The 15,551-nt window shown below is 35.5% G+C and carries 9 protein-coding genes and 1 pseudogene; 2 read left to right on the top strand and 8 right to left on the bottom strand.

Going from position 1 to position 15,551, the window contains the following annotated elements:
• The first annotated feature begins 713 nt into the window (after positions 1 to 713).
• Positions 714 to 1,721, top strand: coding sequence for a DUF3231 family protein (locus KW850_RS28750; RefSeq protein ID WP_218351106.1), 1,008 nt, complete (start codon positions 714 to 716; stop codon positions 1,719 to 1,721).
• 413 nt (positions 1,722 to 2,134) lie between these two features.
• Here the strand turns inward: KW850_RS28750 and KW850_RS28745 are convergent, their stop codons facing one another.
• Together KW850_RS28745 and KW850_RS28740 are read right to left on the bottom strand one after the other, a co-directional pair.
• A complete protein-coding gene (locus KW850_RS28745) occupies positions 2,135 to 2,713 on the bottom strand; it encodes a hypothetical protein (RefSeq protein ID WP_218351105.1) in 579 nt (192 codons plus the stop codon).
• Positions 2,714 to 2,920: 207 nt separating this feature from the next.
• Entirely contained in the window at positions 2,921 to 3,352 is a 432-nt protein-coding gene (locus KW850_RS28740; RefSeq protein WP_218351104.1) for a hypothetical protein, read from the bottom strand.
• A gap of 25 nt (positions 3,353 to 3,377) precedes the next feature.
• Between KW850_RS28740 and istB the strand changes: the two are divergent.
• A pseudogene (gene istB / locus KW850_RS28735) lies at positions 3,378 to 4,103 on the top strand (IS21-like element helper ATPase IstB).
• 170 nt (positions 4,104 to 4,273) lie between these two features.
• Here istB and KW850_RS28730 read toward each other — a convergent pair.
• From KW850_RS28730 to KW850_RS28705, 6 genes are all read right to left on the bottom strand, one after another.
• Complete coding sequence (locus tag KW850_RS28730; RefSeq protein WP_256358518.1) at positions 4,274 to 7,816, bottom strand: S8 family serine peptidase; 3,543 nt, start codon at positions 7,814 to 7,816, stop codon at positions 4,274 to 4,276.
• Between the two features lie 131 nt (positions 7,817 to 7,947).
• Positions 7,948 to 8,253, bottom strand: coding sequence for a hypothetical protein (locus KW850_RS28725; protein ID WP_218351103.1), 306 nt, complete (start codon positions 8,251 to 8,253; stop codon positions 7,948 to 7,950).
• Positions 8,254 to 9,217: 964 nt separating this feature from the next.
• The gene (locus KW850_RS28720) at positions 9,218 to 9,832 is read right to left on the bottom strand and encodes a tyrosine-type recombinase/integrase (RefSeq protein ID WP_256358517.1); all 615 of its coding nucleotides are present in this window, start codon (positions 9,830 to 9,832) and stop codon (positions 9,218 to 9,220) included.
• Positions 9,833 to 10,232: 400 nt separating this feature from the next.
• Positions 10,233 to 11,180, bottom strand: a complete 948-nt coding sequence (locus tag KW850_RS28715) for a site-specific integrase (protein WP_218351102.1) — start codon at positions 11,178 to 11,180, stop codon at positions 10,233 to 10,235.
• A 1,762-nt stretch (positions 11,181 to 12,942) separates the two neighbouring features.
• A complete protein-coding gene (locus tag KW850_RS34390) occupies positions 12,943 to 13,134 on the bottom strand; it encodes a hypothetical protein (RefSeq protein WP_218351109.1) in 192 nt (63 codons plus the stop codon).
• 39 nt (positions 13,135 to 13,173) lie between these two features.
• Positions 13,174 to 14,766, bottom strand: coding sequence for an FMN-binding glutamate synthase family protein (locus tag KW850_RS28705; protein WP_218351101.1), 1,593 nt, complete (start codon positions 14,764 to 14,766; stop codon positions 13,174 to 13,176).
• Between the last annotated feature and the right edge of the window lie 785 nt (positions 14,767 to 15,551).

Genomic DNA, 15,551 nt, shown 5'->3' with positions numbered 1-15,551 from the left:
TGGATTTTCATATTAGTTATTTTTACTCACCCACATCTAACCTCACAATTTGGTGATATACACATTTCTATGTATCGCAGGTATAGACCCGTACATTCAGAAGTTCGTCAGCTTAACCATTTCTTTTAGGTTTATTCGCATTCTCACCATATTCATTCAACTCAAGCATCATGATTTACACCACCCCATCGAGTAGGCTTTCGTCAGCTTAACCTGTTACGGTAAATTCTCACGCCTTTTCGCCGAGCTTATAACACTATCATTCTTACTAAATAGAGTGCTATTCGACTAAGAGAGAACCCTTCAGGGCGTTACCCCATCATTTGATTCTTCGATATAATCCTTCAGTTCCGACAGGAACTGTCTAACCTTTACCAGAGAAATGTGACCATCCTCCATTTAAGCTAGAAACATTTCGCACAACTAACCTGCTTCGTTAGTTTAAGTACATTCTTTCACAATCAATATAGCTTATTCTAGGAAACAGTAAAAGATGGTTTCCTCCTCTTTTGTATTTATCAACTTGAATTTCTCAATATACCGCAATGAACTTCAAGAAGGTAAGTATTCGATGGACGGCTGACTTGCGGATTGGTCGTCTTATCTGCATTTTATGACTGGATTACCACGATATCAAGGACATCTTAGGCTACATAAAAACAAGTTTATTCGGAAAGTATACCAATATATATTTTTTTGGAGGAGTTCGGAATATGATCAACCTAACATCATCAGAAATCGCTTGTACTTGGACTGGCTATATGAACGATAGTATGGCTAAGTGCATTCTTGGATATTTTCTAGTACATGTTGAAGACGCAGAGATAAAGCCTATTATACAGTTTGCATATGACCTTACAGTTTCTCATATAGAAAAACTAACTCATCTTTTCGAAGAAGAACAATTGCCATTACCAACAGGATTTACTAACAAAGATGTCAATTTAAATGCTCCTCGCCTATATACTGATTCATTTATGCTGACTTACATAAACCACATGGCAAAGGTTGGTTTACTTGCTTATAGTGGACTCGTTTCCATGAGTGCAAGAAAAGATGTAAGGGGTTATTTTATGGAAGGACTAAAAGAAACGTCAATTTTATTCGACAGAAGTTCAGATGTCGCACTTTCTAAAGGATTGTTTGTAAGAGCACCGTATATTGCATACCCAACAAAGACTGATTACGTAGATAGCAAAAGTTATTTAAGTGGTTTTTCTCTTTTCAGTAAGCAACGCCCTTTAAATACAGTTGAAATATCTCATCTTTATATGAACATTCAAACCAATCTAATAGGTAGTCATCTTTCTATTAGTTTTGCTCAAACATCACCGAGAAAAAATATACAAAAGTGGATGTTAAGAGGTAACGATATTTCAAAAAAGCATGTGCAGATTTTTTCTGCAACTCTACTCGACAATGATATACAACCACCAGTTTCATCAGATGTTGCTATAACAAATTCAACTACACCGACATTCTCAGACAAACTAGCCATGTCTCATATGGCATTGTTAAGTGCGACTGGTTCAGGAAATTATGCAACTGGAGCGGCGGCAAGTCAAAGAACAGACCTTTTTTTAAATTATGAACGCTTATCGCTAGAAGTCGCTCAGTATGCTAAGGACGGAGTTAACATCATGATTGATAACAAATGGCTAGAACAACCACCTGGAACTACCGATAAACAAAAACTATCCCAAACAAAAGACACCGAATAATTAAAGTTTATGGCTGATACTTCAATAAGAGTGTCGCCCTTATTTAGGGATACGACAATTTTGTCTAGTTACTGTCACTGGCATTCTGGTCGGTATTGATTAACGTCATATCCTTTAGGACAGTAAAGTAATTCGCAATCTAAAGAACATAGTAACACCAACGCTTTATCGTACTAAAGTAAACAGTGGCGACCCCCTCGAAGTTTTATGATTAGTGACGGTTTCGGACGTGCCATCAAGTATTTCACCTTTACAATACGAACCAAACGCTAGGGAAATCTACATTGTTGAACCGCTGATCCGTAAACGTCATTTTCCGTCATGCTGCTTCTAGTGTATTTCGGCAAATCGATTTAGATCCATCCATTAGACACAAACGCTTTTCACACATCCTGTAACGTATCACATTATTTCTACAACATTTGGAAATGAATGCCATAATGTACTTTAAAATCAAATCCGCAAACTTCACAAAATAACTTGCTGTGCCGTTGAATCAATCGTTCCTTTGCAAGTTTGATGACTTCAGGGTTTCGATCCCTAACTAAATGCTGTTTTAACTTAACTTTACCTTCAGGAAATCCTTCGACATCTTCCGTAAAGTCAATAAGATCAACGTATCCCTTCGGTAAAAGCGGGACCACTTCTTTTTCCCGTTTATGAAGCCACTGTATCCAATTGATAGCACCGCCGCTCCAATTAATCACCAATCGGTCCTTTAGATCCTCGAAACCAGGCAACTCTTCAAGCTCATAATAATATTTCCTGTTGGGTTTATATTTATCATAGTAGAAAAAATTACAAGGCAAAGGGACTTCGGAAGCCTTTTTAATGGATTTAACCTTATAAACACCGATAAAAATAGCTTGGTTGTTGTCAGTTCCAAGAAACGAGATGAGGTATTCACACCCATGAAAATCCGAATTTGCCTGGTAGCTTTGGTAAATCTTGAATTGACCGATTCTATCATCGATAGTTAAAGTAAAGCACACCGTTAGTTCAACAAGCACCTTCTATTTTATTGCACATTTTCGTCCTTCACAATCTTTATGTCATCATTAAATAAATTTTGTCTGTTGTTTTGAGAAGCTCTGTAATGAAATGAATGGACATTGTATTAAAAATGAAAATTAATTTCGTTTGAGAGCGAATCTCAGACAGGTCCCACACTTTATTTCTATAAAATGTTTTTGTATTTTTTAATCAAAGAATTTGGAGGAAGAACATAGATAGAACAAGCATTCTGTGATAAAATGTAAGTAAAGATAATTAGGTAATCTTTTGGCCAAATTAATAGCCTCTTCTGCTGTAATACCATTTATTGAATGTTCTTCTGCAGCAGCCTTCTCCTGGGCTTCTTTTTCCGCTTGAGCAATTTCAGCCTTCTTAATAGACTCGTCATTAGTATCTTTTAGTTTCGAAGCTTCATCTTTAATTGCAGTAAAATGAGTTAAATCCTCTTTAAGCAAGCCATCTAATTTTTCTTTCGATTTTTGGTAGTCACTAGATTGATTTAATTTTTTTGCATCAGATAGCATTGCATTATAATTCTTTTGCTTTTCTTGTAATGCGACTAGTTCTTCTATTTTATCATTGGATTTAGAAGAAATAACCTTTGAACCTTCATTCACTTTAATCGATTTATCAAGTAATTGGATGGCATCCTCGGAAGCTTCAAAAGAGCTTCCCGCTATTCTGACAAAAGCCGAGAAAGATCAAGTTAGCTACCTTTCTTTCTTAAATACTCTGGTAGAGTACGAACGAAACAAAAGAGAAGAAAAGAACATGGAAAAAAGGCTTAAGCTTGCCTCTTTTCCATGCATAACCCCTTTGGATGATTTTAATTTAAAGGAACAGGAATCCTTGAGTCAAAAGGAATTTAATCAATTAAAGGAATTGGCGTAGGTGGAGCAGCTCTTTAACCTAATTCTATTGGGGCCGCCAGGAGTCGGTAAAACCCACTTGGCTGTGGGACTCGGACTGGAAGCCATACAGAAAGGCTACAAGGTTTCATTTATATCAATGGGAGAATTGGTCCACACGTTAAAAACCTTGGACATCACAAGGAAATCACAAACTAGGATAAAAAGAATAAAGGATTCTCACCTAGTCATCATTGACGACTTGATGTACGCAGCAATGGATCCGAGAGAAGCCAACCTTTTCTTTCAGCTAGTCAATGATTTATATAATCATTCATCTATCATCCTTACTTCTAACCGATCTCCGAAGGAGTGGACAGAATTGCTTGGTGATGTAGGTGTAGCTACAGCCATATTGGACCGTCTGATTCATCGTGCAGAGATTGTGAGCTTTAATGAAGATAGCCACAGAATGAGAAACAGACAAAGGATATTTGATGAAGAAAGTGTTCAAAAATAATCAGCAAAATTGTTCATTTCTACTTGACGCTCACAAATGGCCTAAGTGAATTAATTCGTTCTATTAATCTATGTGATAATAGAATAAGTAAGAATTAAATTTTATTAGAGAATAATATCACTAAATAAAAAATGCCAGCTCATAGAATATGAGAATGGCATTTTTTTATACTATTTTTGTAATACAGTAACAGTTTGTGGGGTTGTCGTAACTTTAAAGCCTTGTTTATTTACAACGTCTGCTGAAACAAAATACGTACCATTTGGAACATCTAACTCAGGGGTCCACTTTAAATGGATTTCGTTTTCATTTTCAACTACAAAAGAGTCAATTACTTTTCCATCTATGTCTTTTATATTGATTGTCCAATTTACATTGTTATTAGCAAATGCATCGATTCCAGCAGGTATACTTGCACTAATATCTTCATTTGGCCATACACTAAAGTAGCTAACTAGCATTTCCTCATTAATATATGAAGGGTCTCCCCACACTGAATATCCATGATTATAAGCATAATCAGAGCCCAATACGACAACGCTCCTTGGTTCTTCATTCACAAGGACTGATGTCTGTCCAATCTGTAATGACTTATATTTACCGTTATACCAAATAATTCCAACTTTAAATCCACTACCTTTTTCATTGTCTATAGCTTTGAAAGAAATTTCATATTGTCCATCTTTCGGTTGTACTTTAATATCCGAAACGACTGGAGCAATAGAATCTACTTGAATAGGTAGTTTTACTACTTGAGGTTGAGCATCCTTATAATCTAGTGTTGTTTTTATTACATAATTATAACTACCATCTTTGACTACTTGGCCATTTTGGTCTTTTACATCCCACAAATAACCACCATTTAAATAGTTACTATAAGACATAATATTTTTACGGAATTTCCATGGCTTTCCAGTGTATTCACTAAAGTCACCAAGATATTGAATCATTTTACCATTTTCATTCTCAACATACATTTCAGTTTTTTGTAAGTTTCTTAGTGTCGTAAAAGTTGAGAAAACATTTTTAAAGGCTGCATTAGGAGAAATAACCATTCGACTTTTGTTAAATGTTCCTGTTTTCGGATCATAACCTAGTGGGAATGTTCCTTCTGAACCTGGTTCATCATTCCAAAGAGCTGTATAACCCAAGAAAGCATCTTTATCCCATGCCACAGGGTCAATATTATGTGGTTGATCCCATTTTCCGTAGTAGCCCATATATGGTACAGAAATTGGAACAGCTAAATCAGCGTTTTGACCTGTGGGAACTAGTCGTACATATCCCTCAATAAAAATTCCTTTCTTTAAATTAGAAGGTAATTCAACTTGAATATCGAGATTCTTGTCTTGTCCTGATTTAATTTTTAATATCTTTCCTTGTGAGTTAGATACTTTTTCTCCATTCACAGAAGCTATAGCACCTTGTATTCGCTCACTTTTTAATGTTAAATACTCTTTTGAATCCAATGTACCATCATTGTCTAAGTCAAATTCTTTCGTTTCTTTACCGTCTGTTAGTACATCTACATAAACTTTGTATTCAAAATCTTCTTTATCTTTTCCTTTTACTTTATAGTTTTGAAGTCCCTCTAAATTCAATTTAAAATTGACTTTATTGCTATTAATCTCTTTTAATGCAACTGATCCTGCTTGTTCTAGAGGAGTTTTTTCTCTTGTTACGAGTACAGGTGTTTTAATTGCATTTTGTATATGCATCAATCCAGACCCTTGAATTCGTGGAGAGTAAGGAGCTTCAGTAATTGTCCGTGGATCTTGTATAATTTTAGATGTGTTCATTAAAGCAATTTTAGCTTTTAAAGCTGTTTCCTTTGAATGCGCTAAACCTTTTTCATATAAGGATTGTAATATAAGTGCAGATCCACCTGCTACATGTGGCGTCGCCATTGATGTTCCACTCATAATCTCATACTCATTTCCTGGAACAGTTGAATAAATATTACCGCCTGGTGCTGATAACTCAGGTTTAAAGTCTAATGTATGTGGTGTTCCATAAGATGAGAAAAATGACATTGTATCTTTACTTGGATTATCAATATAAATTCCTTTTGATAATTTCATTCTAACGATATATCCGCTTGTTAACTTAGAAATTAACGAATTACCGATTGCTTTGCCTGTTGTTGCCGCTGGAGTATAATAAGGACTAAAGTTGGTAATTGGATAGTCAACATCTGTATTCGACGGTACTAAAATAACAGCTTTAGCACCTTTCCTACTTGCTTCGTATTGAATATAACTGTATGATCCATATATTTGGTTTGGTTTAGCAATAACAATTTTACCTGTGACATCTTTATTATTAAAATCTTCAGTTCTACCTTCACCTACATAAGTCATCTCGTAACTATCAAATGGAGATAATACTTTAGAAAGCTTTAAGTTAAACTGAGTTTGATCTTGATATGGAAGCTGAATTCCATTTTCTTCTACAAGGGTGCTCACATGTATTTTCGAATTTTCATATGAAGCAACAGAAATTGCATATGGACTTACACCTGGTTCACTCACTGTACCAATATCTGGATTTTCGGCATAAGGTTGTAAAGAAGATCGTATTAGATCATTTTTAGTGCTGTAAGCAGAGTTCCCGCCAGCAACTACTACAAGTGTGCCATGTTCTGTTGCAACATGAATTGCCTTCTGAATCGGATCGTTGTCCTCACCAACAAATCCAGCATCAGTTCCTAAACTCATGTTAATAACATCTGCTCCCATTGTTACTGCGTGCTCAATAGCAGCGATAATGTCATCCTCATAAGCTCCTTCGCCATTATCAGAAAACACTTTTTCAGCTAAAAGTTGCACACCCGGCGCAATTCCTTGTACGCCATCATTTGATTCGTCACCATTTGCTCCTACTGTACCTGCTACATGTGTACCGTGAGGGCTTCCATATTGACCATGAGGTATTACATTAGTATCATCATCCGCCCAATCATAACCAGTAGGTACTTTGTCACTGTACCATTTCTCATTTATTTCAGTTTCAGCGAACTTATTTTGGATATTTGATTCTGTCCATTTTTCCTTTTTTTTACCTTTTTCAGTAAGTGTCATGTCTTTATGAGTATAATCAATTCCGGAATCTATAACCCCGACTAGTAACCCTTCACCTTTATAACCATATTGCTGCCATACATTTTGAGCTTGTACCAATTCTTTGCTTGCACCCATTGATGGTTCAAAAGTTCTTGCAATATGTACATTTACAACCCCAAGTGTTTTTTGTATTTCTTTAAAATTACGAAATTCTGTTTCAACACTAAACCCATTAAAGCCTTCAAAGAAACGATTTTTTACCTTGGAAGCTGATCTTTGCTTTGAAATTTTTGCTATAACCTCATCTTGCTTTTGCTTTTGTTGCTTCTTTTTTTCTTTAAGAGAAATATCTATAGATTCTGGTTGTTCTACCTCAACTATTACCCGTACTTGTTCATTTGGGTTATAAGCTTTAACAATACCATTTTCACTTAAATCCTTATAACCTAGTTCATCTACTTGATCTTCATTTAAATGTTTCTCTTCATCTAAGAAAATTTTTTGACCCTGTTTTAAAATGTCCTCAATACTTGGAGCTGGAACCGTGTTACTTTCTGTTTCTTCTGCAAAACCCGTTGACGTTAACAACATTGCTGCTAAAGTTGCAGTAGTAATTACTTTGTTAGGAAAACCTTTTTTCTTCCTCATCATCCACTTTCCTCCTACTTAACTCATCTTGACATTTGACCTAAAACAAGTGCATCTTTAGTAATATTTCTTCAACGGTAAAACAGCAGTTCCAAGATTGAATTGTACATGTGTAGACGCTGCTTTCACTGCAGTTAACACTCACTAGCAACTGTTACAACTTTCTCATCTAGTGAAGTCCATTTTCCTTCTGCTGTAACATCAGCTTTGGAACCATCCTTATACTCTGCTTCAGCCTTTAAATCGTGTTTGCCTTTAGAAAGAGAGAACGAGACTGTCGATTCACTTGGAGTAAGTTTTACGATCTCCTTTGAAGGCGGTTCCTTTGTTACCTTTTCTAACTTTTCAGGTGAGGCAGAAGCCAAACTACTAAATAGAGACAGGATTACGGTAAAGATGAGAGTTAATGCTGTAATTTGTTTTGTTACCTTTTTTCTCATTTGTCAACCTCCTATTTTTTTTTTATATTAATCAACCTGTAAATACAGACTGGTAATATCAATCTACTAATACTAGATTTCTTCATGTGATTTCATCTTTCACACTGACCTTGTTTATTGACAAAAGATTCTATGAAAAATTGACGTTATTTTCATTGGATGTGTATTTTTCATCATAAAAAAATTTATTAGATTTTTTCCAATTTTCACAATTCAAATACTAAATTATGACTAATAAATTGACAACAAAATATTTTTTTAAAAAAGTAACGTTGAACACGTAATCTACCCAATAAGGGGGAATTCTTAATAAAATTCAAACCAATATTATTGCCCAAGCGCCTTTTTATTCACTCCTTTCGACCGATTCATACTTAAATTTATTTAAAATTCGGTCCTTTTTATTTCAAATAGGGACTTTGAACATTTGATATGCACAAATAAGAGGAATCTTTAATAAAATTCAAACCAATATTATTGCACTATCGGCTTTTAATCTAATCTATCTGGCCGATTCATAAATAAATCCAATTAAAATTTAGTCTTTATTGAGCGGCTACATAGAAATGAATGATTGATATGATTTATCCATTAAATTTCTTCAAAAAGATAGTATAAAAAATATATACTATTTGCTCGAAAATTTAAGATAAGGGGGAATTAGGATGAGGGAAGCTATTGCATAATCGATGAAGACTGTTTGTATATCGAAAGTATTCGTGATGGATGAGAAGCTGGTTACATGCTAAACTTGTAAAGGATGTTACTACACACGCGGCTGTTCGCAATATATGCTAGGATGTTGTATCCCTTTCGACGTAGGTAAATATCTTCTTAGTACTCTATATAAGAATAGCAAACTGATTTTAACTCTACTCTTGGCATTATCAACAGGGGATAAGGAATGGTTTTTGGCGCTTTCTTCGGAGTTAAACGCAATGAAGCAGCTTGTTAATGGAGTACATTAAAACTTACACATTGACTTCCATTTGGGTTGAATGTTGATAAAAAACGCAACATCGGATTTGGACATCGTCTTAAAGTCGATATTCTGCCGCTTTATATCTACCAGTTCGCAGACGCGCACCATTGTGTCAAGTAAGACAAACGTCATCACCTTCGTCCTAAACCCAACGTAATTGTCATCATCGATTGCCGCTATCAGTCGTCGATATTCCTCAACGGTGAACGATTCAACGACGTCTATAGGTGCCTTAATCGGCTTGAAGCGTTTATGTATCGGCTCACTTAACCACATCTTATCCTCGTAACAATACCGCAAAAATGCACGCATTGTCCTAACACGAATGTTTACGGTGCCTGGCGTGTAGTTCATTTCATCGATCATATATCGAATCCAGCCCATGAATACTTCGGTCGTCATATCCTCCGCAGATATTTCCTTGCCTATATAAGTTTTAAAATATCCGAAATTATTATAGTGCTCTTGTATCGTCCGTTTTGCGAGTCCTTCGCCTTTTTTAAGGAGCATAAACTCTTCGAACATTTCCGTTATTGTTAGTGGCACTTCGACCGGAGCTACACGTTTAATTCTTCGTTGTACACCTTTCCGCATCATAAATAAAAAATCCCCTTCCGCAAAATTAATAGCGTAAGAGGACGAACAGTTTTAGGCAACTATCAAAACAGTCTTCACCGTCAGCCTTTTACAGTCTTGCAACGAGACTGGGGGGAAACTGTGTAAGTTAACGGATCAATCAACGGCAACAATCACCGGGTCAATCATCGTCAAACCCTTGCGGGAGTATGAACGTTGGCGGGACTGCATGGGAATCGAACCCACCAGACCTGGCACGCAGGTCTCAGGCAGTTTTGAAGACTGTGGAGGTAATACCCGACTTACACATCTCTGAATCGTTCTGACAATTTATACAGAACGAAATTAGATGAGTAGTTGTACGTCAAAGGAAAGATAATTTCGTTTAAATGCAAATCTCCAACACACTAAAAATTGTAAATTATAAATTCTTTAAGATGCTGCTCGCATTGTTTTTATACCGTAACCCTGCTTGTACGTAACGATCAACCATTTCTCTGGTTTTATGCCCCGTTTGTTTCATAATTGCTATTTCTGTCATCCCCATCATGGCTGCACTTGTAGAAAGCCCACTCCTCAAGCTATGAGCTGCAAAGTCGCTTGCATCCAACCCAAGTTCCCCGATATATTTCTTTATGATGAGTGCTACGGATTTATCACTCAACCTTTCCTTGATATTACCATGCCGATCAATGGAACGAAACAGCGCTCCAGTAGTGATTTTACTTATTTTAATCCATTCTTTAGTTGCTTTAACTGGACAAAATTCATTGTACGTATAAACAACACCTTTAATAAAATCATCATTTTTCGTTTTAGTTTCGCGAACCCTTACGTCCATCCCAAAGTCGTTGACTTCTAAATCTTCTATATTAATAGATACTAATTCTGAACGTCGGCTTGCCAGGGAAAAACCTAATAAAAGAATAGTTTTATCTCGTACTCCAATAAGAGTTGAGGTGTCAATCTTATCGATTAGGGCCGGAAGGACCTGTAGCATCAATGCCTTTTTCGGTTCTTGCCGAGTACCGATCTCTCTTTTAATTCCTTCCATTAAGGCTTGAACCTCAACTTCCTTGGAAGGTGGAAGATGATGTTTGAATTTATGCGCCATATTAATAGAAGAAACTCGTCTTCGTATGGTCGAATATTTATGTGTCGCCGCCAATTCCGATAAATAAAGGCAAAGCGTGCCAGCAGATGCCGGTAGAGGATCTCGTCCATTCAATTCACACCACTCTGTGAAATGATTCCAGTCGGATGCGTAGCTTCTCTGGGTGTTTTTACTTTTAGAGTTTTGTATGTAGAATTTTATTTTTTCCAGTTTCTCATTATCAATCTGAAGAAATTTTCCACTTTCAGTTAACATAATATCGAACCTCCTTAACGGCTGGTTTTTCCGGTTTTAAGTTCCGATAACTATATATTATCGGAACTTAGTATTTTCGTAAACAAAATAGAGTAATATCCATGATTTTAATTCACGTATTAGCAGTGAACCATTCTAAAACGGTAGCATCTAATAAACACTTTAATAAATAGTCGAGACTATAATGAAATTTATAATAAATCCCAAATTAATAGAAGGTACACGTCACGAAAAAGCACAAACTTGTGTGCAAGTCAGGAAATTGAATCATGGGATGCTGAACTTCTTATCTCCTTTTTCCCTGAATTTTTATAGCTAAAAAAGAACCATGAAAAGTTAGAGAATCGAAAATTGCTGGTCGGATTCCTACTTTATCGAGGCCACTCATTTTTTGGAGTTATAATATGAAACTTTGCACAATGAAATGAATACCTATTTACAATTAAGCCGCATGGTGATGAATATCGAATGAGAATTCGGGTTACATCTATTCTTATTCATAATAAAGAGCTCTTTCGCAAGATTGCATATGGGAACTCTCTATCTATTCCTCTAATATCTATTCGTAAAGCAATAGCTATAAATCACCAAATAAATTAAGCTAATATTGACTGTCTAATATTCTACTATTATTGAATTTTATTAAGATGTTTTAAATTAAAAATAAGAAGATCCCTATTTTATTTAGGATGTTGGAGATTTGCATTCTAGCGCATTTATCTTTTCTTTTATGTACAATCATATATGTAAATTCGTTGTAGGTTAATTGTTTGAGTATTCAAGAAAAAAGATTATATATACAAATATTTGTCTATTCTTTTAAAAAGATCATTTATTGTTAAAGATTCACTATCGGCTTACCTTTTATCTCAGAGTTTTAATATTCATATTAAAATAATGTTATATTTAATAATAATAATGTCATATTCAATAACATTAATAATAACAACAATTATATAATTTATGAGATTAATAACATATATGTCAAAATATATATTATTAATTTTTTGAAGAAAATTAATATTCAATCGTTCCCTAGCTTGAATAGATCAAAGTCAATCCATTGCAAGGAATAAAATTTCTTCACAAATACAAAAAGTCTCGAAAATAATTTTCGAAACTTTTTTGATCTATTATGAATGAGTAAAATTTTATAGAAACACACAGTTTTGAAGACTCCATGCCCTAATTGCAAATGAATGGCTGTTTGAAAAATCAGAAGAATGCCCGCCAAATCAACATCAAATGAATTTTTAATGAGAAGTATCACTAGTATTTATCTAATTACATCACTTGTATTGATATCAAATCCACTAGTTTTAGTATATCTGATTCTCTCATTTCTTTATATAGTATCCTTAAAAATTGCTCCCAAGTTTTATCCATGTCTCACAGACTTTTTATTTCTCAATTCGGTGTTTTATACTTTCTATTTTAATATAAAAATTGGATAAGTTCATTTCCTACTAGTTCCTTTTCATTATCATCACAATAATCTATTCCTTTTCCGTATAAGAAGCAGATTCTTCTTTTCAACTAACTTCCAAATATTGTTTTTATTTAATTTATTAACTTACAAGTCAATTTAATTCGCATTTCAGTTATGGTTTGGGAAAAATTCTCCATAAAGATTATTCTGACTTGCATCCTGAAATAGCACCTTTGCTAGGAAACCACTAAAAAAAGCCTTGATAAACGTTACCAAGGCTATGTTATGATGCTATATGTGGGACTCTACCCCTATCCCGTCAAGGTTGTAAAGTCAAGCGATTACAAATGATAGGTTTGAAAATGTTGATATAATAAACTGGTTAAAATAGTAACGGACTTCTTCTATCTGTATGGGAACAATAATAGCTTTGAAATACTTATCTTGCAGGTCTTCTTGGAGGTATCCAAATATTTTTGTCACCTTTTGATAAACCTCTATTCTTTTTCCATCAACAGATAATATAAATACAGGGTTAACTTATCCCGTTCATTTTCTTTTAAACTATAAAGTTCTTTTTAATAATTCATCCGAAGAATCAGGAATTGGAAACAGTTCTGATAACCTTTTTATTTTTCCATCGACATCTTTAAATACAATGTGATCACGAGTGAACTTACGGGGGCTATCAATGCCACAAGCCGCAGCTAAGGCAAACAAACCTTGACGTACATTAATGATGTAGTTCATGACTCGCCATTTCTTTTCCTCTAGCACAAGTGCTTCTTGATATTTTGGATCGGTGGTCGTTACGCCCGTAGGGCATTTACCAGTATGGCATTGAAGAGCCATTATACAGCCGTTAGCAATCATAAATCCTCGAGCAGAGTTCACGGTATCTGCACCGATCGCAAGGGCAATAGCAATTTTATCGGCTGAAATTAACTTTCCTGAAGCAAAAATTTTCAGCTTATTTCGTAGACCAAACTGATAGGCCTTATCAACAACCGCAATTAAAGCAGGATATAAAGGAAGCCCCATTGTATCTGCCATTGATTTGTAAGTGGCGCCTGTTCCACCTTCTCCGCCATCAACCGTAATAAAGTCCGGATAAATCCTAAGATTATTCATGGCCTCGAAAAATTTATCCAAGCTGGATGGATATCCAACGACAATTTTGATTCCGACAGGTTTTCCACCTTCATCTTGCAGAATTTTGATAAACTGCAACGTTTCGAGCACATTATTCAAAAATGGAAAGCGATTTGGTGAATTAATGGTTTTCCCCACTGGAACTTTACGAATGTTTGCTACCTTCGTTGTAACCTTTGACCCCTCCAGATGTCCGCCACGGATTTTTGCTCCTTGGCCGAATTTAAGCTCAAATGCTTTTATATTCGGCTCCTGGGCTTTAAACTTAAATTCATCAATAGAAAAATTCCCCTCATCATCGCGAAAACCAAATAAACCAGGGCCAATTTGAGCGACCACATCTACACCACTTTCTAAATGCTCTGCTGCAACTCCGCCCTCCCCCGTATTAATCCATGAACCGCCTGCCAAACAGCTGCCATGACCTGTTGAAAGTATATAGTTTTCGCCGACTGCTCCGTAAGATGTGGCAGAGGCACCAAATGGACCGCGAAGTCTCCATGGAAATTTCCGATCACCGCCAACTATTATGGCATCTTCCTCATGGTAAAGCCAACGTGTTGTTTGGTCCTTTTCAAGCTGTTCGTGACGAGTAAACAATCCTTCATGATCAATTTTATATTTCATGGAATGGACTTTTTCTTGATTGTCAACCCTTAATTCTTCATTTAATAGGGGAAACAAACCATTCGCAATATAATAACCAGGCTTATCAAAGTCACGTTTGGAACCGAAGCTTAAAAGGTCACTTCGATATTTGGCAGAAAAAACAATCCCTAAAAAATCTGTTCGTGAAAATGGTTTGCCACTATTGTCATCATCAAACCAATATTGCCTGAATTCCGGGCCAATCTTTTCTAACAAGTAGCGCATCCATCCCAAATAAGGGTGTGCTCTGATAATCGAATGCTGTGGTTTCTTTGCTAAAAAATTTAACCACAAAAGCAAGGCAATCGGTCCTACAATAAACACAATCAATAGAAAGATAAAAATAGTCCATACCATCAAACAATCCCTCCTTTTCTAACTAATATTGAGACAAGATCCGCAATTCTGATGCGGGGCGGTTATTTTTTCATTACTAATATGTTTATTTAAAACTATCCTTTATGTTGCCTGATATTTATCTCAGATTGTATTTTCTCAAGCTAGAGATAATTAGCAAGATATTTTACTCGAAAATTTCTTTTTACTGTCCTACTGGCATTTCTTGGTCTTAAAGTTCCATCAATACTGAGTGATGAGCATTCTTCTGCACCACAAAATATCGTATGCATCAAGAAAAATAGTCACTTTTAATTCTTTTACTTCTGCTCAAGTTTATTTCCACTCTCTTTTAGCCCTTTTTAATAGTTAATAATTTGTTCCACTCATACGAAAAACGACCGCAAGCTCTTAATCAAGCTCGTGGTCGTTTTTCGGTTGTCCTTTATTTGATCGATGCTTCATAAATTTTGTGGAAGGATTTGGACAGCATCGATCGACTTTCAGAAAAGGCACAATGCCTTTCTTCTCCCATAGATAATCAGAGGGCGTCGAGTTAGGAGGCCTATGTTCAATTCAATGCGACCTGCCTTTTGTTTGTCTTCATAATATCAGTGTCATTATTAATACGAAAAAAAAGACCAGGTATTGCTTGATCTTTATTTATAAGGAATCCACTATGTTATTCAGTTTGACGGGATTGTCTAGGAATCGAACCTAGCAGAGACGACACGCGCCTCTCAAGCAGTTTTGAAGTTTGCTGACACCTGTTTTTCTGGTACCTTGATGTACCCTCAAGTCTTGAT

The organism is Bacillus sp. sid0103 (genome assembly GCF_019219025.1).
This window is presented reverse-complemented; position numbering and strand designations above follow the sequence as displayed.

What these genes read in the sequence shown, in the direction of transcription:
- KW850_RS28750 (WP_218351106.1), top strand. Translation starts at nt 714, where the DNA reads ATGATCAACCTAACATCATCAGAAATCGCTTGTACTTGGACTGGCTAT.
- KW850_RS28730 (WP_256358518.1), bottom strand. Translation starts at nt 7,816, where the DNA reads ATGATGAGGAAGAAAAAAGGTTTTCCTAACAAAGTAATTACTACTGCA.
- KW850_RS28725 (WP_218351103.1), bottom strand. Translation starts at nt 8,253, where the DNA reads ATGAGAAAAAAGGTAACAAAACAAATTACAGCATTAACTCTCATCTTT.
- KW850_RS28720 (WP_256358517.1), bottom strand. Translation starts at nt 9,832, where the DNA reads ATGATGCGGAAAGGTGTACAACGAAGAATTAAACGTGTAGCTCCGGTC.
- KW850_RS28715 (WP_218351102.1), bottom strand. Translation starts at nt 11,180, where the DNA reads ATGTTAACTGAAAGTGGAAAATTTCTTCAGATTGATAATGAGAAACTG.
- KW850_RS28705 (WP_218351101.1), bottom strand. Translation starts at nt 14,766, where the DNA reads ATGGTATGGACTATTTTTATCTTTCTATTGATTGTGTTTATTGTAGGA.